Source organism: Streptomyces sp. NPDC001852 (assembly GCF_042891825.1).
Lineage (GTDB): Bacteria > Actinomycetota > Actinomycetes > Streptomycetales > Streptomycetaceae > Streptomyces.
Map to the genome: position 1 here is coordinate 60,093 of NZ_JBIATN010000013.1, position 25,730 is coordinate 85,822.

18 protein-coding genes and 1 pseudogene are annotated in these 25,730 nt (G+C 69.1%); 10 read left to right on the forward strand and 9 right to left on the reverse strand.

What is annotated here, in order from left to right:
* Positions 1-89: 89 nt before the first annotated feature.
* A complete protein-coding gene (locus ACFYZB_RS23050) occupies positions 90-329 on the reverse strand; it encodes a hypothetical protein (protein ID WP_388761586.1) in 240 nt (79 codons plus the stop codon).
* Between the two features lie 60 nt (positions 330-389).
* Entirely contained in the window at positions 390-1,364 is a 975-nt protein-coding gene (locus ACFYZB_RS23055) for an L-threonylcarbamoyladenylate synthase (protein ID WP_388761589.1), read from the reverse strand.
* 90 nt (positions 1,365-1,454) lie between these two features.
* Here ACFYZB_RS23055 and ACFYZB_RS23060 point away from each other — a divergent pair.
* A pseudogene (locus ACFYZB_RS23060) lies at positions 1,455-1,759 on the forward strand (transposase); the annotation flags it as partial.
* A 77-nt stretch (positions 1,760-1,836) separates the two neighbouring features.
* On the opposite strand, the gene ACFYZB_RS23065 reads toward ACFYZB_RS23060, so the two are convergent.
* Entirely contained in the window at positions 1,837-2,694 is an 858-nt protein-coding gene (locus ACFYZB_RS23065) for an SDR family oxidoreductase (protein ID WP_388761592.1), read from the reverse strand.
* A gap of 666 nt (positions 2,695-3,360) precedes the next feature.
* On the opposite strand from ACFYZB_RS23065, the gene ACFYZB_RS23070 reads away from it, so the two are divergent.
* Positions 3,361-3,627, forward strand: a complete 267-nt coding sequence (locus ACFYZB_RS23070; protein WP_388761595.1) for a hypothetical protein — start codon at positions 3,361-3,363, stop codon at positions 3,625-3,627.
* Positions 3,628-4,096: 469 nt separating this feature from the next.
* Here the strand turns inward: ACFYZB_RS23070 and katG are convergent, their stop codons facing one another.
* From katG to ACFYZB_RS23085, 3 genes are all read right to left on the reverse strand, one after another.
* Positions 4,097-6,289: a catalase/peroxidase HPI gene (gene katG, locus ACFYZB_RS23075; protein WP_351216203.1), complete on the reverse strand. Its 2,193-nt coding sequence runs from the start codon at positions 6,287-6,289 to the stop codon at positions 4,097-4,099.
* Positions 6,290-6,604: 315 nt separating this feature from the next.
* Positions 6,605-8,311 carry an alpha-keto acid decarboxylase family protein gene (locus ACFYZB_RS23080; RefSeq protein WP_388761598.1) on the reverse strand — a complete coding sequence of 569 codons (1,707 nt, stop codon included), beginning with the start codon at positions 8,309-8,311 and terminating at the stop codon, positions 6,605-6,607.
* A gap of 225 nt (positions 8,312-8,536) precedes the next feature.
* Positions 8,537-8,974: a hypothetical protein gene (locus ACFYZB_RS23085; protein WP_388761601.1), complete on the reverse strand. Its 438-nt coding sequence runs from the start codon at positions 8,972-8,974 to the stop codon at positions 8,537-8,539.
* A 703-nt stretch (positions 8,975-9,677) separates the two neighbouring features.
* Between ACFYZB_RS23085 and ACFYZB_RS23090 the strand changes: the two genes are divergently transcribed.
* From ACFYZB_RS23090 to ACFYZB_RS23110, 5 genes are all read left to right on the forward strand, one after another.
* Positions 9,678-9,896, forward strand: coding sequence for a ferredoxin (locus ACFYZB_RS23090; RefSeq protein WP_031168355.1), 219 nt, complete (start codon positions 9,678-9,680; stop codon positions 9,894-9,896).
* Positions 9,893-11,296: an NAD(P)/FAD-dependent oxidoreductase gene (locus ACFYZB_RS23095; protein WP_388761604.1), complete on the forward strand. Its 1,404-nt coding sequence runs from the start codon at positions 9,893-9,895 to the stop codon at positions 11,294-11,296. The genes ACFYZB_RS23090 and ACFYZB_RS23095 overlap by 4 nt, the downstream gene beginning before the upstream one ends.
* A 60-nt stretch (positions 11,297-11,356) precedes the next feature.
* Positions 11,357-12,631, forward strand: a complete 1,275-nt coding sequence (locus ACFYZB_RS23100; RefSeq protein ID WP_388761607.1) for a cytochrome P450 — start codon at positions 11,357-11,359, stop codon at positions 12,629-12,631.
* 23 nt (positions 12,632-12,654) lie between these two features.
* Positions 12,655-13,701, forward strand: coding sequence for an NAD(P)-dependent alcohol dehydrogenase (locus ACFYZB_RS23105; protein ID WP_388761610.1), 1,047 nt, complete (start codon positions 12,655-12,657; stop codon positions 13,699-13,701).
* A 105-nt stretch (positions 13,702-13,806) separates the two neighbouring features.
* The gene (locus ACFYZB_RS23110; RefSeq protein WP_388761613.1) at positions 13,807-14,484 is read left to right on the forward strand and encodes an HdeD family acid-resistance protein; all 678 of its coding nucleotides are present in this window, start codon (positions 13,807-13,809) and stop codon (positions 14,482-14,484) included.
* Between the two features lie 513 nt (positions 14,485-14,997).
* Here ACFYZB_RS23110 and ACFYZB_RS23115 read toward each other — a convergent pair.
* Both ACFYZB_RS23115 and ACFYZB_RS23120 read right to left on the reverse strand, forming a co-directional pair.
* The gene (locus ACFYZB_RS23115) at positions 14,998-17,316 is read right to left on the reverse strand and encodes a SpoIIE family protein phosphatase (RefSeq protein ID WP_388761616.1); all 2,319 of its coding nucleotides are present in this window, start codon (positions 17,314-17,316) and stop codon (positions 14,998-15,000) included.
* 212 nt (positions 17,317-17,528) lie between these two features.
* Positions 17,529-20,003, reverse strand: coding sequence for a SpoIIE family protein phosphatase (locus ACFYZB_RS23120; RefSeq protein ID WP_388761619.1), 2,475 nt, complete (start codon positions 20,001-20,003; stop codon positions 17,529-17,531).
* 378 nt (positions 20,004-20,381) lie between these two features.
* Between ACFYZB_RS23120 and ACFYZB_RS23125 the strand changes: the two genes are divergently transcribed.
* Positions 20,382-21,017, forward strand: coding sequence for a TetR/AcrR family transcriptional regulator (locus ACFYZB_RS23125; RefSeq protein WP_388761622.1), 636 nt, complete (start codon positions 20,382-20,384; stop codon positions 21,015-21,017).
* Positions 21,018-21,298: 281 nt separating this feature from the next.
* On the opposite strand, the gene ACFYZB_RS23130 is transcribed toward ACFYZB_RS23125, so the two are convergent.
* On the reverse strand, positions 21,299-21,373 hold the full coding sequence (locus ACFYZB_RS23130; RefSeq protein ID WP_388762080.1) for a ferredoxin: 75 nt from the start codon (positions 21,371-21,373) through the stop codon (positions 21,299-21,301).
* A gap of 226 nt (positions 21,374-21,599) precedes the next feature.
* On the opposite strand from ACFYZB_RS23130, the gene ACFYZB_RS23135 reads away from it, so the two are divergent.
* Together ACFYZB_RS23135 and ACFYZB_RS23140 are read left to right on the forward strand one after the other, a co-directional pair.
* Positions 21,600-23,753: a SpoIIE family protein phosphatase gene (locus ACFYZB_RS23135; RefSeq protein WP_388761625.1), complete on the forward strand. Its 2,154-nt coding sequence runs from the start codon at positions 21,600-21,602 to the stop codon at positions 23,751-23,753.
* Positions 23,754-23,945: 192 nt separating this feature from the next.
* Positions 23,946-25,361 carry a hypothetical protein gene (locus ACFYZB_RS23140; protein WP_388761628.1) on the forward strand — a complete coding sequence of 472 codons (1,416 nt, stop codon included), beginning with the start codon at positions 23,946-23,948 and terminating at the stop codon, positions 25,359-25,361.
* Positions 25,362-25,730 lie beyond the last annotated feature (369 nt).

Consider the following 25,730-nt stretch of genomic DNA (forward strand, 5'->3'; position numbering starts at 1 on the left):
GCCGACCGGGACCGGCGGCCCGGCGCCCGGCTCGGCCGTCTTCGCCCCGGCGAGGTCGCACACCGCTGGCGACGCCATGGAGATGATCATCAGCCAGCCTGTTCCTCAAGTCGGCTGAGGGGTCCGTCGAAGATGTGCTCGCGAGCGACCTGTCCCTTGGCCGCCGCGTCGTCTCGCTGGCGTTCGAGGGTGGGCCGGAACTCGATCGTGGTGGCGAAGAACGTGCAGGACTCGCAGATCGATTCGAAGTGGCAGTCCATCTCGACGGGGCGAGCGCAGTAGCCGTTGCCGAGCATCCTGCGGTGCATCTCCCGCCGAAGCTTGGCCATCTCCGTGCCCTCGGCATCGGCCGGCAGCTGGCGCCAGTAAAGGAACGGCGTCGGTGCTGATCACTCGGTGGGCCGGGGTCCTGCGGCGCGGCGCAGCCGGTTGGCGATCGCCACTCCCAGCCCCTCCTCCACCGGCAACGAAGCCACGATGAGGTCGCACCCCTGCTGGTCCAGCTCACGCAGGAACCCGTACAGCCCGCGCGCGTAGGCGCCCATCGAAGAGGGGACCGCCACCACGGCGTGCACCTTCACCGCAGGGTCGGCGAAGGAGGCAGGCAGAAAGACGCCCACCCGGTGCCCCAGATCCTGCGCCCGCTCCGCCTCGGCGACGACCTTCTCCGGCTCGACGAGGACGACTCGCGCCCGCGGCGCGTAGTGCGACGGATGCTGGCCCGGCACACGGACGCGGCTGGTGGAGGGGACCGCCGGCGGGCGCCCCAGCACCGCTTCGAGGTCCTCTCGCGTCACCCCGCCCGGCCGAAGGATGCTCGGGATCTCGCCGGTGACGTCGACGATGGTCGACTCGACGCCGACCTCGCAGGGGCCGCCGTCCAGCACGAAGTCGACCGCCTCGCCGAGCTCGGCACGGACGTGGTCGGCGGTGGTGGGGCTGACCGAGCCGAAGCGGTTGGCGGACGGGGCCGTGACACCGCCGCCGAAGGCCGACAGCAGCGCGAGGGCGACGGGGTGGTCGGGCACGCGCACGGCCACCGTCTCCAGGCCACCCGTCGCTTCGAGGGGCACACGGGGACCGCGCTGCAGGACCAGCGTGAGCGGGCCCGGCCAGAAGTGTTCGGCCAGCAGGCGCGCCGCCTGGGGAACGTCCTTCACCCAGTCGTCCAGCTGCTCCGCGCCGCCGATGTGGACGATCAGCGGGTGGGACGGCGGACGTCCCTTGACTTGGAAAATGCGCGCAACGGCGGTGGGATCCTCGGCATTGGCGCCCAGACCGTAGACCGTCTCGGTCGGAAGCGCCACCAGCCCTCCGGCACGCAGCACCTCGGCCGCCTTCGCGATATCACTGGTCCTTGCCATCACCCTCGCCATCCTAGGAGCACAACGCACCGGCGACGGTACGGCCTTGCCGCAGCGGGAGCCCCACCTGCGCGAGGGCTGGGCGACCAGGTGGAGGCCGCGGCCGTGCTCGTCGAGTGTGCGGGGATGGCGGGGGCGGTGATCGGTGCTGCTCCGGGCGAGCACTCGGAGGCGCGCACGACCTGGCGCAACGGCCACCGGGAGAGGCTGCTGACCACCCAGGCCGGCGATCTGGACCTGAAGATCCCGGAAGTGCGGACCGGGTCATTCTTCCCGTCAAAGCACTCGGTGCTGACTCCGGGATCTCCAAGTGCGAGCTGTCGCGGATCTGCGGTGAACTCGACGCCGCACTCGACGCCTTCAAGGAACGGCCGCTCGACGGTAGCCGAACCCCCGGGCCCTGGCACGGCACAGGACGGGTGCTGATCGCTATGGCGTGCCCGCGACCTGGGGGCTCAGCGGCCGTTGATCCTCAGCCGAAGTCCTTTGCGTGGTCGCGGGCCCACTGCTCAAAGCTGTGGCCGGGCCGGCCCAGCACACTCCGCACAGTCGGCGTACACGGCGACCCGCCGGTCGCGGCCAAGGCGAGGAACTGCAAGATCGCCTCGACAGTGGCCGGGTCGGAGAAGCGACCGTAGTGCTCGCGGGCCTGGTCCGGGGACAATTCCTCGATACGCAGGGTCCTGCCGATTACCTGCCCGATCTGCTCCACCTGGCGGCGCTGCGATATCAGTTCGGGTCCTGTCAGCACGGCCGCGGTCGAAGGAGCGGTCTCCACCGCATCCTCGGCGCCGACGCCCAGTGCCGTGACCGCGACGGCGGCGACGTCGCGTTCGTGGACCGGCGCCGTGACGGCGTCGGGGTGGACCAGCCGTACCGTGCCGCTCGACCTGATCGACTCCGCCCAGCGCAGGCTGTTACTGGCCAGGACCAGGGGCCGCACCGGCGTCCAGGGCAGGCCGGCGGCTGACAGTGTGTCCTCGACGGCACGGTGCTCCTGGGCGATGGCGTTGTGCTCCATGTCCGGCAGCAGAACACTGCCGGAGGAGAGCAGCACGACGCGTTCAAGGCCCGCCTCGGCGGCCACCGCGGCAAAGCCTTCGGCACTGGCCGGCGGGGCGTAGAGAAACACCCGGCGCACGCCGTCGAGTGCGGGGCGCAGCGTGTCGGGCCGGGTGAGGTCGGCGGTCACGACTTCGGCCGCGGCCGGCAGGTCGGCACCAGCCCGCGGGTCGCGCACCGAGGCACGAACTGGTTCGTCGGCAGCGAGCAGCTGGTCGACGACATGGCGACCGACGCCACCTCGGGCTCCGATGACCAGAGTGGTCATGATGTGCTTCCTCTCGCAAGATCAGCCCCGGCGAGGGTGAGCACAGGGACGTCGGCGATCCGCGGGACGACCAGGAGCCGGTCACAGCCCGGCTGATGTGCAACGCGGTGCCACAGGGCGCTCAACCTCGACCGGATGCATTCCGGTACTCGCGCCTCAGGGCCACCGCAGTGACTGGCGAAGCGTTCCGACGCCTCACTTCGCCTGCAGGAACCGTAGCACTGCCGCGTCGCGAACACGGCCCCACGGCGAACCGAGCGAGCGGGACGTATCCCCTGCGGTGCCACGGCTCGGGGGCGGCGCCGAGCACGGCCGTGCCGGACCCGGCGGCCTGCAGCGGTCAACATCGATGACACAGGCACCAAGGCCTGTCCGCCGCCACCTCACACGGGATCTTTGCTGGCCTGAAAAATCGAACACATGCTTGAATTTGGTCATGCGATCGTTTCCCGAGGACCTTGCACAGGCGCAGCAGGCGTGGAGTGCCACCTACCGGCAGCTTGCCGAGCGGCCCGGCCGTACGGAGTTGCGCCGGCGTCTGTACCGGCTGTCGGCTCAGCTGTTCTTTCATCCCTACTGGCAGCAGCAGCGCCCAGGCCCTGAGGCGTGGCGGGAACTGCGTGATCTGGGACGCTCGGACGGGGGCGTGAGTGAGCGGCTTCATCGATGACGCGCTGGAATGCGGGGCCGCATGTGCCGGATGGTCCTGAAGGCGTGTACGGCGCGATTCGCGTGATCGTGCATCCGCCGTCGCCCACGGGTGGTCGGCGCGTGCGCGTGGACGGCGAGATCCTCGGCCTGGCCCACAGCGTGGTCGACGTCGCGGAGTTCCTGCGCCGAGCCGGGCTGGAGATTGACCCGGCGGAGGTAGTAGGGGCCCCGTGGATCGACTGGCGCGGAGTAGGGCCGGAGTGCTGGGGCCCGGTGACGTGATGCCCTGGGCGGATCGCACCGGGGCCGTCACCTTCCGGCCCCAGCCCAAGCACAGCGAGCCGCCACAATCCAGCAGGGCAAGCCGAGTGCAGAGGCCGCTACGGAGGCCCCGAGGTGTTCCCGGGCAGGAACGTGCTGGGGGCTGTGCAGGGCGCCACCCCAGCCTTCATCACGACGTTCACCCCTCCGAATTGGGACCTGCGGGCGCTCGCGCAGCCTGGAAGATGCCGAAACGCTGCAGCACACCGCCCGCACCGCGCCGCCGGGTGGACAGAGCGACCACCTGGACATCGGGGCGTCGGACCGGGTGGTCAGGACTACCGGCCTGTGGCGCAGCTTCTCCTTCGCCCCTGGATGACACCCGGTCATCGCCTGGCCCCGCTCGGAAGGTTCGCTTCGCGGCTCCACGGCTCGCCTGCGGCATGGGCCCGGCCCGGTCGGCCGACGAGGGCCGACCGGGACGTCGGGCTCAGGTGAGGTCGAACCGGTCGAGATTCATCACCTTGTTCCACGCTGCCACGAAGTCACGTACGAACTTCTCTCCCGCGTCCTGGCACGCGTAGACCTCCGATACGGCTCGGAGCTGGGAATTCGCACCGAAGATCAGGTCGACGGCGGTGGCGGTCCACTTGACCTCGCCGGTGGCGCGATCCCGGCCTTCGAACACGTTCTCGTCCGTGGCCGACGCCTTCCACTCCGTGCCCATGTCGAGCAGGTTGACGAAGAAGTCGTTGGTCAGGATTCCCGGCCGGCGGGTGAAGACTCCGTGGGGGGACCCTTTGAAGCCGGTGTTCAGGGCCCGCATGCCGCCGATCAGCACCGTCATCTCGGGCGCGGTCAGCGTCAGCAGGTTGGCGCGGTCCAGCATGAGGGTCTCCGGCGACAGTTTCTCGCCCGCCGGAAGGTAGTTGCGGAAGGCATCCGCCCTGGGCTCCAGCACGGCGAACGACGCCGCGTCGGTCTGCTCCTGCGAGGCGTCCGTACGCCCCGGTGCGAACGGAACCGTGACGTCGTAGCCGGCGTCCCTCGCGGCCTGCTCGACGGCCGCGCACCCGCCGAGGACGATCAGGTCGGCGAGGGAGACGCGCGTTCCGCCGGTCTGGGAGAGGTTGAAATCCTGCTGGATCCGCTCGAGCGTGCGGAGTACCTCGGTCACCTCGGGAAGGTCGTTGAGCTCCCAGTCCTTCTGCGGCGCGAGCCGGATGCGTGCACCGTTCGCCCCGCCGCGCTTGTCGGTGCCGCGGAAGCTCGCCGCCGACGCCCAGGCGGTGGTGACCAGTTGGGGGACGGAAAGGCCCGAGGCGATGATCCTGCCCTTGAGGGCGGCGATGTCCTCGTCCCCGACCAGTTCGTGATCGACGTCCGGAACGGGGTCCTGCCACAGCTGCGGCTCGGGAATCCACGGGCCGAGGTAACGCGAGACGGGGCCCATGTCGCGGTGCAGCAGTTTGTACCACGCCTTGCCGAACGCCACCGCGAGTTCGTCCGGGTTCTCGTGGAACCTCTTCGTGATCGGGCCGTAGACCGGGTCCACCTTCAGCGCGAGGTCCGTCGTCAGCATCATGGGGGCGTGCCGCTTCGAGGGATCATGGGCGTCGGGTACGGCGCTCCTGGCCGCGGGATCCGTCGGAGTCCACTGGTGGGCGCCGGCGGGGCTGCTCGTCAGCTCCCACTCGTACTCGTAGAGATTGTCCAGGTACCCGTTGTCCCACTTGGTCGGCTCGGTGGTCCATGCGCCCTCCAGACCGCTGGTGAGCGTGTGGGGTCCCGTGCCACTGCCGTAGGTGTTCCGCCAGCCGAGGCCCTGCTGCTCGAGGGGGGCGGCCTCGGGTTCCGGGCCGATGTAACTGGGTTCGACCGCGCCATGACATTTGCCGAAGGTGTGGCCGCCGACGATGAGTGCGACCGTCTCCTCGTCGTTCATCGCCATGCGTCCGAACGTCTCCCGGATGTCCACGGCGGCGGCCAATGGGTCCGGGTTTCCGTTGGGCCCCTCCGGATTGACGTAGATCAGTCCCATCTGCACGGCGGCGAAAGGACCGGTGAGTTCCCTGTCGCCGCTGTAGCGCTCGTCTCCGAGCCATGTGTCCTCGGGCCCCCAGAAGATCTCCTCGGGTTCCCAGATGTCTTCTCGCCCGAAACCGAACCCGAACGTCTTGAATCCCATGGATTCCATGGCGCAGTTTCCGGCGAAGACCAGAAGGTCGGCCCAGGAGATTTTCCGGCCGTACTTCTGTTTGACCGGCCACAGCAGACGGCGCGCCTTGTCCAGGCTCGCGTTGTCCGGCCAGCTGTTGAGGGGGGCGAAGCGCTGTGCGCCGCTGCCGCCACCGCCGCGGCCGTCCGCGATGCGGTACGTTCCCGCGGCATGCCAGCTCATCCGGATGAAGAGCGGCCCGTAGTGACCGTAGTCGGCAGGCCACCAGTCCTGGGATGTCGTCATCACCTCGAAGACGTCACGCTTCAGTGCGTCGACGTCGAGGGTCGCGAACTCTTTCGCGTAGTCGAAGTCCTCGTCCATCGGGTTGGCTCGGGGCGAGTGCTGGTGGAGAACCTGAAGATCCAGCTGATTCGGCCACCAGTCCCGGTTCGTCCTGGGCCGTCGAATCGGTGTGGGCGTCGGTGAAGGGATTGCCGGATTCTCGCTTTCACTGCCGGACATGCCCGTCCTTCTTTCTGTCTCGGTGCTCTGACTGGAAAAGCGTTGTCCCCGCGTCCGTATGGTCGCGCACCGCAGACCACACCTCTATGAAACACGCAGAGCACCCCGCAGGGCAGACGTGAGAGAAGGGGCGGCCTTTTTGCTCCTCTGTCGTAGGGGATTCGGCAAGACCTGGGAATGGGGTTCAGGGTCAGCTGAAGACCACGGTTCGGTTGCCGTGGATCAGGACGTGGCCCTGGCAGTGCCAGGTGCCCAGGGCCGGGGGAAACCGGTCCGGCTGCTTGGCCGATCATCCCGGCGACCAAACCCGGGGAGTCAGGCCGGCCCGAGCTGTGCGTTGTCGCGGTGCTGCGGGCCGCGAGGCCCGTAGTCGATGTCCGCGCCGGTGTTGCTGCTGGTCATGACCGCGGCGGGAGCGTCGTAGGGATCCATGACCGCCTCGATGAAGATCAGCGTGTCATTGGGCGCGCTGAGGGCCTCCGCCAGGTCCGCGGGAGTCCTGACGACGAACGACCGCGCCGTGGTGTCTGGGCGGAGCACTCTCGGCAGATCCGCGTAGGCCCAGGTCGCGATGTCGTTGTACTGCTCGGTTTTGCCGAGGTAACCGCGTTCGATGGTGTATCCGCCGTTGTTGATCAGGAAGATCACCGGCTTGTGGTCGTGCCGCAGGATGGTCGACAGCTCCTGCGCGGTCAGCTGGAACGAGCCGTCGCCCAGGAACAGCAGGTGGCGACGGTCCGGTGCTGCGGTCAGTGTTCCGAGCAGTGCTGCGACCGAGTAGCCGATCGAGCCCCAGTTGATCGATCCGACGAAGGTGCAGTCCGGTGGCAGCCGCAGGCCGAGGAGGGCGTACGACGTGCCGTTGTCGAGGAGGAGCACGTCCCCGGGCCGGAGGTAGTCCTGGATCGCCTGCCAGTACGCGGCCTGCGTCAGGTTGGTGGAGTCGCCGGCACGGGGTCCTGCCGCCGTAGCCCCCCGCTGTGGTACACCGCGGCTCGCGACCTGCGGAACGGTGTCCCGTACGCCGCGGATGACCTCATTCAGCGTCACCGCCTGGTAGTTGTCATCGCCGATGTCCACCGAGTGGCTGCGGGCGCGGATCGTGTCGGCGGGCAGCGAGGCGGTGAAGTCGCCCGTCGTCACCTCGATCGGCCGGTAGCCGATGGAGAGCAGGCAGTCGCAGTTCTCGATCGCCGCGCGCACGTGCGGCTCGCTTGCCCGGCCGTTGTAGACGCCCACGTAGAAGGGGAACGTTTCGTCGATGACCGCCTTGGCTGTGCTGATCACTGCTACGGGGAGCTGCATCTTCTCGGCCAGCCCCATGAGGTCGGCTGCCACGCCGAACCGGTCCGCGTCCAGATCCACCAGGACCGCCGGTGACTCGGCGGCGGACAGGTGGGCTGCGATTGCGGTGACGCACGACCGCAGCCGTTCCGGGTCGCTGGGCGGTTGCGCGAGCACCAGCGGGGCCTCGGGAACCTCGATGTCGAGGTAGGCGATGTCGGAAGGCAACTCAACGTACACCGGGAGCTTTTCCCGCCACGCGGTGAGGATCAGCCTGTCGATCTCGGTGACCGCGTTGTGCGGGGTCAGTCGCGCCTGCGCGGCGGTCACCTGCGCGTAGGCGCCGAGGAAACGGTCCCACGTGCCGTCGGCCATCGTGTGGTGCATCCCCAGGCCGCGATCGATGGACTTGAGCGGTATGGACCCGCAGATACAGACCACCGGCACGTGCTCGCTGTAGGAGCCGGCGACCCCGTTGATCGCGCTCAGGGCGCCGACGGCGTTCGTCACGAGCAGTGCGCCCATGCCGTTCAGCCGGGCATAGCCGTCCGCTGCGTAGGACGCGTTCAGCTCACTGCAGTTACCGACCCATTTCAGCGTGCCCGTGTCCTGGAGCTGCTGCAGCAGTTCGAGGTTGAAGTCACCGGGGACGCCGAAGAGGTGGCCGACGCCGGCCTCCTCCAGACGCCGGAGCAGGAAGTCGCCGATCGTCATCCATCGGCTCGGGCTGGTGGACATCGCCTGTGCCTCCGCATCGCCGATATCGTCTCCGCCGGAAGCGGGAGCGGCTCATATCCATTCTGTGGTGAGAGATGGTTGGGGGCCTCTGGGGGCGTTCACGCTTCCACTTGCGGGCATATCAGCCAGGGAGTTGCGGGCGGACTCGTACGCCGGTCCCTGTGGTGGCGCAAGGACACGCTGCAACGGCAAGACCGCGGGGGTCTTCTCCTGGGGGAACCTGTCTCACCGGTCACCGTGGTTCCGGTCGAAGTGGTCCCAGCCGCCGTAGTTCCGGTCACCGTGGTTCTCGCCGTGGCGGTCCCAGTCCCGGCCGTCGTGCTCGTAGCGGTTCCAGCTGTGCCGGTACGACCTGTCGGACTTCCACCCGCGTCCCTCGTCGCTCCAGTAGCAGCGACCGTCGCGGCTGTGCCAGGACGAGTCGGTGACACGCTCGTCGTGGTGCCAGCCGCGGTTCTCGTCCCAGCAGTAGCCCTGCTCGATCAGGTAGCCGATGCCGTGGTCCCAACGGTAGTCGGCGGGGTTGACGCCGACGGCCGGCCGCTGGACGTGGGCGGCGGAGGGAGTCGCGGCCGAAGCGGTGCCCCCGGCACCGATGACGGCGACACCCGCGATCGCCACGGAGGAAACAGCGACAGCGATCCGCTTCGTGAGCTTCTTCATGATCTTTCCTTCCGGTTGGCGCGATCTGCACCAACGCCTTCTCGTGCAGGCGGTGTGTAGCGCCTGGACCTTGTTCGATCCAGCGCTTCCATACGCTGTATGGAAGCATCTCTCAAGGATTACCATACGACGTATGGAAATGTCGCAGGCGGGGACGGTGACACGCACCACACGCCGCGAGGTCACCGGAGCGCGTGGTCGACGCTGGTGATCGGGCCCCACCAGGTGTGATCAGCGACTTGGGCCGGATCGGTTGGCCGAGGCCCGTGTTGTATCCGCAAACCATCGTGATCAGGTGGCAGTTTGCTCGCGGACCTGCTCTCCGGCAGCCACTGACCTGCAGGCACCCGTCAATGACCAAGAGCTGCCCCGTCCTCGAGACGTGCTGGGCCCTGAACGGCGGTTTGCGATCGCCGGAAGGCGGCGTGAGCATTTTTCTAGGGGCGCAACGGCCGGGCCAAGCCTTGAATGCCGGCGCCATGGGAGGAGGGACGCGCCCTTCGCGCTGCGACACTCCGACAGACGTCACCCGTGAAGCGGCGGCGCAGCGAAAAAGACCGGACCTGCTCGGCCGGTGTTCCGGGCTGACGGGTTGAACACCCGCGGTCGGCTCACCTGGCAGACGGCCTGAACCCCGCCACAGCCGCATGACCGTGTCGTGGTCGCCGCCGTGGGCGGTCGGCAGAGCGGAAGGAGTCTGCCCATGCGCATCGTCGTGGACCTGAATCGCTGCCAGGGATACGCACAGTGCGTGTATCTGGCGCACGAGGTCTTCAGGTTGAACGGTCAGGAGGCGCTCACCTATGAGCCGAACCCTGATGACCAGCGGCGCCTGCAGGTCGAGCGAGCCGCTGCGGCGTGCCCGGTGCAGGCGATCGTGATCGACCGCTTGGACGGCGAGGAGCGGGGCGAGACGTCATGACCTTGCGGGCAACGGTCGCGGAGCTGGTCCGCGAGTTCCGGGCCAGCGGCCGGATCGTCATCGTGGGTGCTTCTCTGGCCGGGCTGCGGGCCGCGGAGACTCTGCGCGAGGAGGGCTTCACCGGTTCTCTGACCATCATCGGGGACGAGCCGTACGAGCCGTATGACCGTCCGCCGCTGTCCAAGCAGGTGCTCAAGGGCTGGGTGCCGGCCGACCACACCAAGCTGCCCCGCATGCGGGAAGTGGATGCCGACTGGCGACTCGGGGTGGCTGCCATCGGGCTGGATCGGGCCGCCAAGCAGGTGCGCCTGGCGGATGGTGAGCAGGTCCCGTACGACCGGTTGCTGATCGCCACGGGCACCCGCGCGCGGCAGTGGCCCAACCCGGCCGAGGCCGCCCTGCACGGGGTCCACACGATTCGCTCGCGCGATGATGCGGAGCAGTTGCAGAAGGAGCTGGCCGAGCCGCCGTCGCATGTGTTGGTCATCGGCGCCGGGTTCATCGGCTCGGAAGTGGCCTCTGTCTGCCGGGAACTGGACATCCCGGTGACCGTCGTCGAGCGGGGTTCGGCGCCGCTGGTCGGCGCGCTCGGCGGGGTGATCGGGGAGATCGCCGCGCAGCTGCAGCGCGATCACGGCGTGGACCTGCGCTGCGGGCTGGGCGTGTCGTCGCTGGAGGGCGACTCCGGCGGGCACGTGCGGCGTGCTCGGCTTTCGGACGGTTCGACCGTCGACGCCGATGTGGTGGTGGCTTCGCTGGGGTCGATCCGCAACGTGGAATGGTTGGAGGGCTCCGGACTGGCGGCCGGTTTCTGGGGCGTCGGATGCGACGCCGGCGGACGGGCCTTCGACATCAACGGCGTGGTCACCGACAGCATCTTCGTGGCAGGGGATGTGGCACGCGCGCCGCATGTGCTCTACGAGTATCAGTTCCTGGCGATGGAGCACTGGGACAACGCGGTGCTCGGCGCGGAGGCCGCGGCCCACAACATGGTGAACCTCGAACCCCACTACCGCCCGCATCTGCTGCTGCCCGGCTTCTGGTCCGGTCAGTTCGGCGTGAACATCAAGTCCGTCGGCGTGCCGCCTTTCGGCGACGAGATCGTCTTCACCCAGGGATCCGTCGAGGAACGCCACTTCGCCGCCGCCTACGGTCACGGGGGCCGCATCGTCGCGGCCGTCACCTTCGATCACGGCAAGTGGCTGGAGTACTACGGGAAGCTGATCGAGCAGTCCGGGCCGTTCCCGCCTCCCCCTCCGGGATGGGACCAACCGCCCGACGCCAAGCCGATGCCGGCCGAGTTTCCGGACCCGAGGGTCCCGACGGCGATCCCCGACGTCGTCCTGACCGGCCACGCCCCGAGCGAGCGGACGGCCGAGTTCCGGCCGCGACATCGCTGACCCGACCGCCGACCGGGCGGATGAGCGGACAGCACCGACAGGAAGAAGGAGGGGAGCCTCGTGGTCGAGGAAACCCCCTGGCAGCAGGCCCTGCGCTACACCAACCGCGCCAACCCGTACCCCTTCTACGAGGAGCTGCGCAAGACACCGGTGGCGCGGCAGCCGGACGGCACTTATGTCGTCAGCACCTACCGGGAGATCGTCACGCTGCTCCACGACCCCCGGGTCAGTTCGGATCCACGCAAGTGCCCCGTTCCGGCCGCCACCCCGGCCGAGGGAGCGGCGGAGGCGGAGGCCGAGCCGATCACGGAGGCGGTCGTCTCCTTGGAGCCGAACATCATCACCCAGGATCCCCCCGAGCACGATAGGGACCGCCGGACGATGATGCCGCACTTCGTCGGCCCGCCCCAGGCGCCTCACCTGATCTCCGACCTGGAACCCGGCATCCGCCGCCTCGTGGACGGCCTCCTGGACGGAATGAGGGGCAAGACCCGGATCGACGCCGTCGACGACTTCGCCTACCCCCTGCCGGTGACGGTGATCTGCAAGGTCCTGGGCGTGCCACTGGAGGACGAGCCACGCTTCCACCACTGGATCGAAACGGCCCTGGACGCCCTGGACTTCGGCCCCGAAGCCGCCTCCGAAGAGATCCGGAGCCGACTGGCCGGGGCCCGGCAGGCCGTGCAGGACTTCGGGCAGTTCGCAGCCGAGCTGCTCGACCGGTACGCCGACCAACCCGGCCCGGGCATGCTCTCCGCCTTGGTCAACGAGGACGGCCCGGAAGGACGGATGTCCAAGGGCGTCCTCGCGAGCAACGCCCTGCTCCTGATCTTCGCGGGACACGAAACCACGGTCAACCTGATCGCCCACAGCGTCCTCACCCTGCTGAGGCACCCCGACGCGCTGGAGCAGCTGCGCCGCCGACCCGAGCTGATCGTGCCCGCGGTGGAGGAACTGCTGCGCTTCGAGTCGTCGGTGCAGTTCTGGCACACCCGCTCCGCCCTGGAAGACATCGACATCGCCGGCACCACCATCCCGAAGGGTGCGCCGATCTTCCTGGCGTACGGCTCGGCCAACCGCGACCCGGAACGGTTCACCGACCCCGATGAACTCGATCTCGAGCGCCGCGACAACCAGCACCTCGGATTCAGCCAGGGCATCCACTTCTGCTTCGGCGCTCCGCTCGCCCGACTCGAGGTCCAGGTCGCGGTCGGCGAATTCGTCCGCCGGGTGGAGAACCCCCGGCTCGTCGAGGACCCGCCGCCGTACCGGCACAACCAGATCTTCCGCGGGCCGCGGCACGTCCTGGTCGACATCGACGGGATCCGCGACTGAGCGCGTGTGTGTGAGGGATCGCAATGCGGGCTTTTCAACTGGTCGGGTGGCGGCATCCGCCGGAGCTGCGCGAGGTGCCGGTTCCCGAGCCCGGACCGGGGCAGGTGCTGGTGAAGGTCGCGGGTGCCGGTGCGTGCCACTCCGATCTGCACATCATGGAGGCACCCGGGCCACCACTCGGGCTCGTCACCGAACTGCCCTTCACCCTCGGCCACGAGAACGCGGGATGGGTGGAACGGCTGGGAGCGGGCGTCACCGGATTCACGCCCGGGGACCCGGTGATCGTCTATGGCGCCTGGGGCTGCGGGGTGTGTGCCAACTGCCGCCAGGGCCTGGAGAACTACTGCCAGAACCTCGGCGGTCAGGGCCCCGGCCTTGGAGGCGGTCACGACGGCGGCATGGCCGAGTACCTGCTCGTCCCGGCGCCGCGGTACCTGATTCCGCTCGGCACCCTCGACCCCCGCCAGGCCGCCCCGCTCAGCGACGCCGGACTGACCAGCTATCACGCCGTCAAACGGTCGCTGCACCTGCTGGGACCGGGGTCGACCGCGGTCGTGATCGGGGCGGGCGGTCTGGGTCAGATGACCATCCAGATCCTGCGCGCGCTCACCACGGCGACGACCGTCGTCGCCGTGGACACCGACGCCGGCAAGCTGGAAACCGCCAGGCGCATGGGAGCCGACGAGGCGCTTCTCTCGGGCGACGAGGCGATTACGCGCATCAAGGACCTGACGGGACAGCTGGGCGCTGAGCTCGTGCTGGACATGGTCGGCATCGACCCGACTCTGCGGATGGCCGCTCAGGTGGCCAGGGTGCTCGGCCACCTGACCATCGTCGGCCTCGGCGGCGGAGCCCTGCCCGTCAACTTCACCAGCCCGCCGCACGAGTGCTCGGTCGCCTCGCCTTACTGGGGCACCCTCCCCGAACTGATGGAAGTGATCACCCTCGCCCAGCAGGAAAAGATCAGGATGCTGGTCGAGCCCTTCCCAATGGAACGCGCCGCCGAGGCGTACCAGCTCCTGCACGACGGCAAGATCCAAGGACGCGCCGTCATCACCCCTCACGCATGAGTACCGACGCCAACGCGACCGATACGCGCATGCGGGGTGGTCGGGTGATGACGGACATGCACTCCACTGACGCGACAACGCTGCTCCAAGAAGGAGACAGGCGCCATGACATCTCCCACCGATTCTCCGGGCCCCGTTCCCCCGCGCGGCACCGAGCCAGAAGAGAGGCCCCTGGGCGAAGGCATGGCCGCCCTGGCGAACATGGGCTGGCAGATCCTGCTCACGATGGGCCTCGCCACCATCGCCCTGGGTGTCATCGCCCTGGTCTGGCCGGGCGCGACGCTGCGCGTCGTCGGCATTCTCTTCGGCGTCTACCTACTGGCGACCGGCGTCTTCCAACTCGCCGCCGCCTTCGGCACCCACGTCCCACGGCACCTTCGCGTCCTGCACTTCATCACCGGTGCGGCCTCCATCCTGCTGGGACTGATCTGCTTCCGGGGCACCCTTGAGTCGATCCTGCTGCTCGCCCTGTGGATCGGCTTCGGCTGGCTGCTGCGAGGCACCCTGGAGACGGTCGCGGCGGCCTCCGCGCCGGCCATGCCGGGGCGCGGCTGGCACGTCGCCTTCGGGATCGTCGGAGCTCTGGCCGGCATCGTGATGATCGTCATGCCGTTCGCCTCGATCGCGACACTCACCCTGGTGGTGGGCGTCATGGCCATCATCGTGGGCCTGACCGAGGTGGTCCGCGCCATCAGGACGCGCGTCGAGATCGGTCATCTCGCTTCGGGCACGGCCACCCAGCGGCGTCCTCTGTTCCACGCGCGTCCGCACCCTCAGCACTGACCGACTGGAAGCGGTGAGCGGCGTTCGGGTCAGTCGGTGTGACGGCCATGAGGCCGTCCGACGAGAACATCTGGGCTCACCGCGGCGGTCGGCGGCTAGGGCTGCCGATGCGGGCGGCCAGCATCCCCGAGAACGCCGACCGGTCCGACGCCGCCGAATAGGCAGCGAGGAGTTGTCCCAGGTCGGAGACTCCGCCTTTCGCCGTCAGGTGATGGCATGCTTTCTCGGCAACGGACCGGGCGGAGCAGTATGTGGGTCTTGAGTGGCGTTTGGGTGGCTCGCCGTCGACTTGCTCAGCGCCGGAAGCCGACTCCGTCGCCCTGACGGAGCACAGGTGGGCGGCGCGGGCGCCCGCGGGGAACGTCGGTGAGCCGCTGGAGACTGGCGGATCGTGTTTTGCCAGGTCAGGCCGAACGTTCCTACGGATCCTCCCACCAGGTACCGAAGCAACGTGAGGGGATGTTGCACCGTCATCCGCTGCCGTACCACCTCACAGCCACGAACAAGCTCCCATCAGCACGAGCGCTCAATGGGCTGCTCGGCCCAGATCGTCTTGCGGTCCTGAGCATGGCGGCAGCCCCAGCGCTCGGCGAGTTGAGCGACGAGAAACAGGCCGCGCCCTCCCTCGTCGGTGGTGCGGGCGCGGCGCAGGCGGGGCTGGGCGCTGTTGGAGTCGGTGACCTCGCAAACCAGCACATTATGGCGGATCAGCCGCAGCTCGGCCGGTGGGTGACCGTAGCGGATCGCGTTGGTCACCAGTTCGCTGACGATGAGCTCGGTGGTGAAGACGAGGTCTTCCAGCCCCCACCTGGTGAGTTGGCGGGTTGCCCATTCACGGGCCTGGGAGACGGCGGCCGGATCGGCCGGGATCTCCCAGTGAGCAGTGTCCTCCGCCGGCACGGCGCGGGTGCGGGCCAACAGCAGGGTCGCCTCGTCGCGCCGCGTCTGGTTTTGCAGGTTGGCGAGGACGGCCCGGCTGGTCGCGTCCAGAGCGCGGTCCGGACGGCAGGACGCGGCGAGGGCGTCCTCCAGGCACTGGAGCCCTTGGTCGATGTCGCGGTCGCTCCGTTGGATCAGGCCGTCGGTGCAGAGCGCGAGGACGCTGCCCGGCTCGATCTCGATCGTGGTGGTCTCGTACGGCATGCCGCCTATGGCGAGTGGCGGCCCGGGGCAGATGTCGACGGTCTCGGCGGTCCCGTCGGGCCGGACCAGGACGGGTGGCGGGTGGCCGGCACTGGCCATGGCGCAGCGCCGGGTGACCGGGTCGTACACCGCGTACAGGCATGTGGCGCCGAGGACGTCGTGGTGGTCAGGTGGGGCTTCGGCCACGAGGCGCTGGACCAGGTCCGCGATTCGGGTGAGCAGCTCGTCCGGTTCGAGTTCGAGGTCGGCGAGGGTCTGGATGGCGGTGCGCAGACGGCCCATGGTGGCGGTTGCGGGCATGCCGTGGCCGATCACGTCCCCGGCGACGAGGGCCAGCCGGAGAGAAGGCAGCGCGATGGCGTCGTACCAGTCGCCGCGGACTTCCGCTCCGCCGCCTGTGGCCAGATAGCTACCGGCGGTCTCGGCGGCCGCAGTGTCGGTCGTGGCCGGCGGAAGAAGGCGCTGCTGCAGCGCCACGGCCGCCCGGTGTTCCCGCGTGTAACGGCGGGCGTTGTCGACGGCGAGCGCCGCCCCCGAGGCGATCTGCGTCATGAGATTCGCTTCGTCCTCGGTGAACGGTTCGGACCGGCCGAAGCGCCAGACCGATATGCCGCCGAGTGTGAGGCCGCGGGCGTGCAACGGTGCCAACAGCACCGAGTGGCCTCCTTGGGGGATGACGAACTCGACGAGTTGCGGATCGCCGAGTGCAGCACCGTAGTCGTCCGCGCCGAGGACGAGGGTCTCGCCCAGCTGGAAGTCGTGCAGGAGCGGGTGGTCTGGAAAGGGCGGGAAGAGGTTGCCCCGCTTCGTACGGGCAGTCCACACCGTGGCGGCCGGCGCCAGCGCCGCGGTGCGCAGACCAAGATCTCCACCGCCCAGCTGCTTCGGCGGCTCCTCCCCGTCGAACACGGACTGTGCAAGGTCGACGGTGACGAGATCCCCGAAAGCGGGCACGAGCACGTCCGCAAGTGCTCGTGCAGTGCGCACGACGTCCAGGAAACCCCCCACACGCTCGGCCACCTCACGGGTGAGGTCCAGATGACGGCGAGCCCGCACATCGGGGCTGTCAACGTACATGGCCGCGACCCCTGTGGGACGTCCTCGCGCGTCCTCCAGACGGAAGGCGGACAGCGACAGGGCCCGCCGCTGCTCCGGATCGTGCCGCCAGCTCACGTGCTGGCTCCTGCAGATCACCGGGGCGCCCGTCTGCAGCACCTGGCGCAGTACTGCCTCGAGGTTCTCTGCATCCTCGGCACAGAGCACGTCGCACAGCCGAGTACCGGGCTGTACTCGACGGCCGTCGGGAGTGTCCAGCGTGGCGTTCGTCTGCACTGTGGTCAGATCCGTGTCGTGCAGAGCGATGGTGACCCGGCTCTGTGAGGACAGTGCGCGCAGGAGTGCTGCGCCCTGCTCGTGGTGGACGACGTGGTGGGCAGGCGCCGCCAGGACAAGGAACTCCGCGGGGCCTTCCATCGCAGAGATCCGGAAGGTGACATCGATGGTGCCGCCGGACCGGTGCCGCAGCCGCGCCTGGCCGCATGCCGGCATCTCCGCGACAGCGCGCAGTTCGTCGGGGAGTTCGGTCACCAGGTCCTGTACGGGGCGGCCGCACACCTCTTCGGCCGGGAATCCCGTCAGGTGTGTTGCGGTCCCCGTCCACCGCAGCACCGTGCCCCGGTGATCGAGCACGGCGGCCGCCACGCCGTCGAACGGGTACGGCCTGTCGTTTGCGCCAGGACCTGGCACGAGCCTCGGGCCTTGGCCTTCATGCGGCGAATCGTTGTTCTCGACGTCTTCGGTGCCCATGTTCGTACCTTCTCTTTCGGAGACCGCGTCCCGGCAGATCGGCATCCTCGGGCGGTTGCTGACCAGCCGGGTGGCCAGTGCCGCCGCTCGAAGCGTCACCGTGCGGCGACTGTGGGGGGCAGGTCCTGTTCGGCCCAGACGACCTTGCCGTCCGAGGCGGAGCGCGAGCCCCACCTGCGGGACAGGTGAGCGATGAGGACGAGACCGCGACCGTTCTCGTCGAAAGCGCTCGGATGCCGAGGGCGTGGGTGGCTGGTGCTGGTGTCGGAGACCTCGCAGGTCAAAACCTGATGCTGGATGAGCCGTAGGCGGACCGGACCGCCGCCGTAGCGGATGGCGTTGGTGACCAGTTCGCTGACGATCAGCTCTACGGTGGCCTTGAGATGCTCCATCCCCCATGCGCTGAGCTGACGGGCGGCCAGGTGCCGGGCGGTTCGTACGGCGGCTGGCTCGTTCGGCAGGTCCCAGGACGCGACCCGGGCCGGCTGAAGTGCGCGGGTCCGCGCAAGGAGCAAGGTGACGTCGTCGGAGTGCCTCCGTGCCGGCAAGGTCTCGACCACTTCAGAGCACAGGTCCTCCAGGGAACGGCCCGATTGTGCCAAGGCCGCGCCCAGGCGGCCCATGCCGACATCGAGGTCGTCGTCGCGGGACTCGACCAGGCCGTCGGTGTAGAAGGCGAGGACACTTCCTTCGGGCAGTTCCAGTTCCACGGACTCGAAGGCGAGCACCCCGAGGCCGAGGCCGAGCGGGGCACCGGCGGGCATGTCGGGGAAGGCGGCATGACCCTGCGGGTCAATGATCGCGGGCGGGGGGTGCCCGGCCCGCGCCATCGCGCACCGCCGGGTGACCGGGTCGTAGACGGCGTACAGACAGGTGGCGCCCACCAGTGCGGCGACCTGGTCTGGGTCGTTGGTGTCTTCCTCGATTTCGTCGTTCAGCCGCCGGACCGTGTCATCGAGGTGCGCCAGCAGTTCGTCGGGCGGCAGGTCCAGGTCCGCGAGCGTGCGCACGGCGGTGCGGAGTCTGCCCATGGTCGCCGCGGCGTTGATGCCGTGGCCGACCACATCGCCGACGACGAGGGCCACCCGGGCACCGGACAGCTCGATCACATCGAACCAGTCGCCCCCCACACCGCGGTCCATGTCGGCCGGCGCATAGCGCGAGGCGACCTCGACGGCGGCGCCACCTCGCACACGGTGGGGGAGGAGGTCGCGCTGGAGGGTGAGGGCTGCGGCGCGTTCGCGCGCGTACTGCAGGGCGTTGTCCAGGCACAGCGCGGCCCGGGTGACGAGTTCCTCGGCGAGCAGCAGGTCGTCCTCCTGGAACGGCTTCGGCTCCTCGGAGCGGCTGAAAAGCGCCAGTCCCAGCACACAGCGCCGCGCCCGGATGGGTACGACCATCAAGGAGTGGACCCCGCTGTCACGGACCTTCTGCGCTCGCGTGGGGTCGTGGTCGACCCACGGGCCGAGATGAGCGTCCATGTCCAGCACCGGTACCAGGTGAGACCTGCCCGTGCGCAGCACGTGGGCGAAGGGCGAAGCCGGGTGGACGTGGACCACCTCTTCTCGCACCCACGGCAACTCCGGGACATGTGTGTCGATGGTGGCCAGACCGGCACGGCGGAGCAGTGGGGCGCGGCCGCTCGTCGTGCCGATCGGTGTCGAGGGCTCCAGGCCGAAGGGAACCGACTCCACGAGGTCGACGAGGGTGTGGTCGGCCAGCAGGGGCACGGTGAGGGCGGCCAGTTCCTGGCCGGTCTGCATGACGTCGAGGGTGCTGCCGATACGCGTGCTGGCTTCGCTGAGGATGGCAAGGCGTTCGCGTGCCCGCCGGTTGCCGGTGACGTCCACGCTCATGGCGCACACCCCCAGTGCCGTGCCGTCCGCGTCCTCGAGGCAGAAGAACGAGGCCGAGAACACGCGCTCCCGGCGCCTGTCCGCCGGCGGCCATGCCCGGTACTCGTGGACCATGGTGGCGCCGCTCTCCAGCACCTGCCGCATCACCACCTCGAGCGCTTCGGCCTCAAAACCGGGCAGCGAGTCCTTAAGGCGGCGTCCGAATCGGCGGTCACGAGGAATTCCGTCCTGGTGCTCCATGGCGTCGTTCACCCACGTGCAGCGCAGCTGCAGGTCACGAACGACGATGCCGATCGGTGCGTGGGTGAGCAGCGACTCGCGAAGCAGTCCGTTCACCGCTCCCGAGGAGAGCGCGCCTATGTCGGTCACCGATACCAGCCACCGATGGCTCCCGTTCTCTCCCCACAGCAACGAGACCCGCAGGGTCAAGTTGAGCGTATGGCCGTCGCGGTGGCGGACCGTCACGGTGCCGGACCAGCCGCCTTGGGCACGGCACTGCTCGGCGAGCGATACGGCCCTCGTGGCGTCATCGGAGGGCAGCAGTACGTGTGCCGCGGACCGGCCCACCACATCCCTGGCGGAGTATCCGACCAACTGCCGGGCGGCCTGCGTCCACCCGACCACCGTCCCCTCCGCATCGATCATGGCTATCGCCGCGTCGGGTGCCTCGCTCGGCCTCACCGGCTCGACGAGTTTCGATTGATTCGTATTCATTGCGGTTCATCCCTTCCTGCGCGTGGGTTCGGACAGTGTTGGCGTGCGGTGTGGTACGCCGATCCGCGGGACGGCAGCGGCGGCAGGCGAGCACGGTGTGTCGGATCAGGGCTCAGACCCTCCTTGTGGCGTGCTGGAGGGTGGGGTAATTCGCCCATGCAGTCGCTAAGGACTACAACCACGACATCCCTGTCCATGTTAGATTATTTCTGATGAAAGCATCATCCATGACAGCTTCATCGTCAAGGGAATCGCAGAATTGATCAAACAATCACATATGTAGGCGGGGTCACCTCAGGCTGAGGGGTGTCGACCGTGGGGCGGCCGGGCCTGTCAATGCAATGAGGAAATTGTCAGAACTGCTGCTATCTGGGGAGCGTGCCCATGTCAGTTCCACTCGGCAATCGATTCGAACGCCGTCGCACCGAGACCCGGCAGGCACTCGTCCGCGCGGCGCGGGAGATCCTGGCGGAGTCCGGCGACACCAGCGCCAGCATCCGGGCCATCGCGGAGCGCGCGGACGTCGGGTTCGGTTCCTTCTACAACCACTTCGGCTCCAAGCCGGAGCTGTTCGATGCGGCCGTCCACGATGCAATGGAGGAGTTCGGCCAAACCATCGACCAACGCCTGTACGGCGTCGACGATCCCGCCGAACGCCTCGCCGGGGGTCTGCGGCTCAGCGCGCTCCTGGCCGAGTCACACCCGGAGATCATGCGGATCCTGTGCCACAGCGACCTCGGCCGCATATGCGCCGGCAGCGGACTGGCTCCCCGTGTCAGGCGCGACCTGGAACAGGGCATCGCCGCAGGCCGCTTCACGGTACTCGACCCGGGCATCGCCCTGTCCGCGCTCAACGGCAGCCTGCTGGCGCTTCTGGAGCTGTGGTTCAGCAAGCCCGAGACCGATATCGAGCAGGCCGCAGCCACCATGGCCGAGATGCTCCTAAACATGCTCGGGCTCTGCCCGGCCGAGGCCCGCGAAGTCGCCCGGGGCCTCCTTCCCGCTGCCGCGTGACGCGCCACAAGGTCCGACCGCGCGCCGCGCGGTGGCGGACCGGGGACGACTGCGCACCGCTCGCAGAGCAGGTGAGAAGACCTCCTCGCGCAGCGCCTCCGCGGCCGTCAGCCCGGCCGGCGACGCGCCGACGATGACGATACGGACATGCCGCGGATCACCGGGCACCACCGCTCACCTCCTCATCGAGGAGGATGGCGTGGACCGGGCACGCCGCCGCGGCCTGGCGTACGCGCTCCAGCTGATCCTCGACAGCGGCTGGGCCGTACAGCAGGCGCCTCCTACCCGTGCAGCTGGAACACGTCCGGCACGAGGAAAACGCACTGTGCATGGCCTTGGCAGCAGGTGAGGTCCACGACGATCTGAGTCGTACGGGGGGCCTCTTCCTCGCTACGCCCGTGTCACATCGGGTGCTCGGCCGGCCGCTCCTTACCGCAGCAGCCCATGCGGCGGCTCCGCCCGGGCAGCATCATCGTGGGGGCGCGGGACCTCCCTGTCCACCCATGGCTTCGCAGGAGGCAGCAGACCCGCATCGCCCGGCCTATCCTGCAGAGAGGCGCACGACTTCGCGGAGCGTGTCGGATGGCCAGTGGCAGGGAACTGCAACCCGCTGCCCTCCAGGAGCTGCTGGATCAGATCGTGACCCGGACGGTGGCCGGCATGGGTGCGCACGCGGGGGCGCTCTTTTTGCTCGAGCCCGGCGGCGAAGTCCTGGTCCTCGACGCGAGCGTCGGGATGCCCACCGGGTTCGTCAGCCTGCTGCGTCGCCTACAGGTGGCCGGCGTAGCCGACAGCCCACTCGCCGAAGCGATTCTGCAGCGGCATCCGGTGTGGGTCGACTCCGGTGAAGAGTTCGCCCGCCGCTATCCCCAGCTGGCCCTCACCTTCCCGTTCGTGGGCGCCGTCGCGGCGGCCCCGCTCGTGGCCGGCTCCCGCGTGTGGGGCGTCATGCTGGTGCTGTTCTCTCAGAAATCGCCCGCGCCGGATGCGCGCGCACAGGGCCGGTTCACGACTGCGGCCCGCTGTATCGCCGTGCTGCTGCGGGACGCCGCCGAGGCCGGGCACAGCTTGCAGCCCGGGCTCTCGGCACGTCTGCTGCCGCCGGCGCCCGCGCATCCCTCGGCACCGGCTCACTCGCAGGCCGCAGCGGACTTCATAGCCGCTCTTCCCGAAGGGGCGTGCCGACTCGACGTGCGGGGGCGGATCACCTTCGTCGACCACACTGCGGCCGATCTGCTGGGCGAGAGCATCCCGCATCTGCTGGGCGCCCGGGTGTGGGAAGCCGTGCCGTGGCTGTCTCCCGCGTCGTACCGGCTGCGGTACCAGGCCGCAGTCGCGAGCCAGCTCCCGACGTCCTACACGGTGAACCAGCCTCGTACCGGCAGAGAACTGCTGTTCCAGCTCTACCCGGACCGCACCGGTGTGAGCCTGCGTATATCCGCTGCTACCGACGCCACCCACAGCCCAGATGAACTGGCCGTCGGTGCCGGGACGGCGCCCGGCCCCGCCGGCCTGGACGCCCACTACCACATGATGCGGCTCTCCGGCGGCCTGGCAGCGGCGGCCTCCGTCGACGAGGTCGTGGACCTGGTGGCCGGCCACCTTCTGGTGACCCTGCACGCGCAGGCCTTCGCCCTGCTGGTCGCGGAGGCGGGCCGGGTACGGGCCGTCGGCCACCATGGCTTCAGCCCTGAGCTGGTCGACCTTGTCGACCACGCCCCCCTCGCCTCCGACCTGCCGCTCCCCGGGCTGACCACCGGGGCACCGGTGTGGGGACTGCCCCAGGGGGTGCCGTCCTTCTTCGCCGACCGGGCCGAGCTCCGTGCGGCTTATCCCGAGAGCGCGGACATCGACGACGGTCTGGGTGCGTGGGCATGGCTGCCGCTCATGGCCTCCGGACAGTACTTCGGAGTCTGCGTGGTCGGCTACCGGCAACCCCGCTCCTTCACGTTGCAGGAGCGCGCCACCCTCACCGCCATCAGTGCCCTGATCTCCCAGTCCCTGGACCGCGCCCGGCAGTACGACGCGAAGCACCAGCTGGCGGAGGGCCTCCAGGCCGGCCTCTTGCCCCGTACGCTGCCGGCGATGCACGGCCTGGACGTGGCCGCCCGCTATCTGCCCGCCAGCCACGGCATGGAGGTGGGCGGCGACTTCTACGACCTGATCCGCCTGTCGGACACCGAAGCCGCCGCCGTCATCGGAGACGTGCAGGGCCACGGTGTCAGCGCCGCCGGCCTGATGGGCGAGGTGCGCACCGCGGTCCACGCCTACGCCGTGGCGGGCGCAACCTCGGGCGAAGTCCTGGCTCACACCAATCACTTGTTCAACGACCTCGACCCCGGCCTGCTCGCCAGCTGCCTGTACGCGCACATCGATCCGGTCCGCCACATAGCCCAGTTGTCCACTGCGGGCCACTGCCCGCCCCTGCTGCGCCGCCCCGACCTGCACACCGACATCCTGGCAGCACCGCCAGGTCCTCTGTTGGGCGTCGACCCCGCGGCGGAGTACCCCACCGCGGACATCCCGCTGCCGCCGGGCACCCTCCTGGTCCTCTACACCGACGGACTCATCGAAACCCCCGGCACGGACCACGACACCGCCCTCACCGGCCTGGCGGCGGTCCTCTCCGAAGCCACCGGCCCGCTGGACAACATCGCCGACACCCTTGTCGCTCATGCCCAGCCGTCGGGCGATCGTTCCGACGACACCGCTCTGCTGCTTCTGAAAGCCTGTTGAGGCGGACGGGCCGGAGCCGGATTGCTTTGTGGAACAAGCACCTGTTCCCCTGCCCGGACCTGGCGAGGTACTTGTCGAGGTCAAGGCCGCTGGCGGTCGTCTCTCCGACGTCCACCCGAGCGACGAAACTCTGACGGGTTCCTGCGCGAGAGCGCCACGGACTCCGCCCTGGGGGCGAGCCAGGTCCAGACCGTGCGACTGGGCGACGGGCCGGGTGACGACATGATCGGTCTCGCGCTCGACTGGCAGGCCCTGAACATCTCGGCCCAGGCGATCGGCGACGGCGTCAACGACATCGACTACTTCCCGCACGGCCTGACCACGTACAAGCTCTCCGAGGACGAGCCCACCCGGATCCCGAGCGCTCCGAGCGGCGGCACGTCGGCCGCGGCACCCCAGGCCGCAGCCAAGGCCACCCAGTTCCACGGCGACCAGATCCGCAGCGCGAGCCCACTGAAGGACCTCGGCATGCCGATCGGCACCGTCTCGGACCCGATCAAGATCCAGACGACGACTCCGGCAGCCAAGAAGCTGAGCATGGGGGCGGACAACGCGAAGGAGCTCGTCCCCGGCTACACCCCGCAGCAGATCCAGGCACGCCTGGGCCTGAAGGGTGACGGCACCGGTCAGACCATCGCGATCGTCGACGCCTACCACTACCCGACGGCGAAGGACGACCTGAACCACTTCTCCGCGCACTTCAACCTGCCGCAGACGTGCGACACGGTGAGCGCGGGGGCGGACTGCTTCGACTTCCAGCAGGCCTACGCGGACGGCACCCAGCCCGAGGCGGACACCGGCTGGAACGAGGAGGAGGCACTGGACATCGAGTGGGCGCACTCGGTCGCCCCGCACGCCAAGATTGTCCTGGTCGAGGCCGCGGACCCGACCATGGCCGGCCTGTCCCAGGCCGACGACGCCGCCGCGGCACTGCACCCGTCCGCCGTCAGCAACAGCTGGGGTGCAGGCGAGTTCTCCGAGCAGGGCTTCTACGACGGCCACTGCAAGCTGGCCGACTCGGTCTGCGTCCAGTCCACCGGGGACGCCGGCTACCCCGCCGGCTATTCCGCCACCAACCCCTACGTGCTGGCCATCGGGGGCACCACCCTCCAACTGGACGCAAACGGCAACACCGTGAGCGAGACGGCGTGGCACTCCACCGGCGGCGGCTTGAGCTACTTCGAGCCGCGCCCGGCGTACCAGGACGGCGTGCAGTCCTCGCCGCTGCGGGCCACACCGGACGTCAGTTTCGTGGCCGATCCCGTCACCGGCGTGCCGGTGTACCTGACGATGACCTACACGATGATCGCACCCCAGATCGGGGCGGACAGGCTCGTGCCGCCCACCTTCAGCCACACCGAATGGGTGGAGCCGCCTCGGCCGACCAGCTCCGGGCCACCGCCGGCAAGCCCCACCTGGCCTCGAACGGCCGGGACGGGGACACGGCACACACCGACGTCTATGCCCTCGGAAGCACCTACCTGCGGGACGTCATCTCCGGCTCCAACGGCGGCTGCGGCACGGAATGCACAGCCGGCCCCGGCTACGACACCGTCACCGGCCTCGGCTCGCCCGCTGCGGGTGTCGACGCGGCTCTGGCGGCCATGAAGTAGCAGCCATCCAGGCGCAGCACGTCGCCCCACCGCTGTGCGGCAGGGCGACGTGCTGTCAGGGGCGTCAGCGGGGACCTCTCGACATTCGACCTCATCCCATGTCGGCTGGCGGCGACTTGACGCAGCCCGTGTCACAGGCCGCATGTGTGACAACGCAAGGAGATCACATCTCGTCGAGCGAGCAAGCCTCCTCGTTTCCCGGGACTGCGACTAGGCACCCAGTGGCCAGGGCGACGCGTCCGGTTCCGGTGCGAACCATCCTCGCCACCATCGGTCTGGCGCCACCTGACTCAGCAATTGGGCATAAAGCCTGAACACCGCATGGCCCACGCCCTGGTCTGCGGGCGGAGTCGCCCCTGTGCCA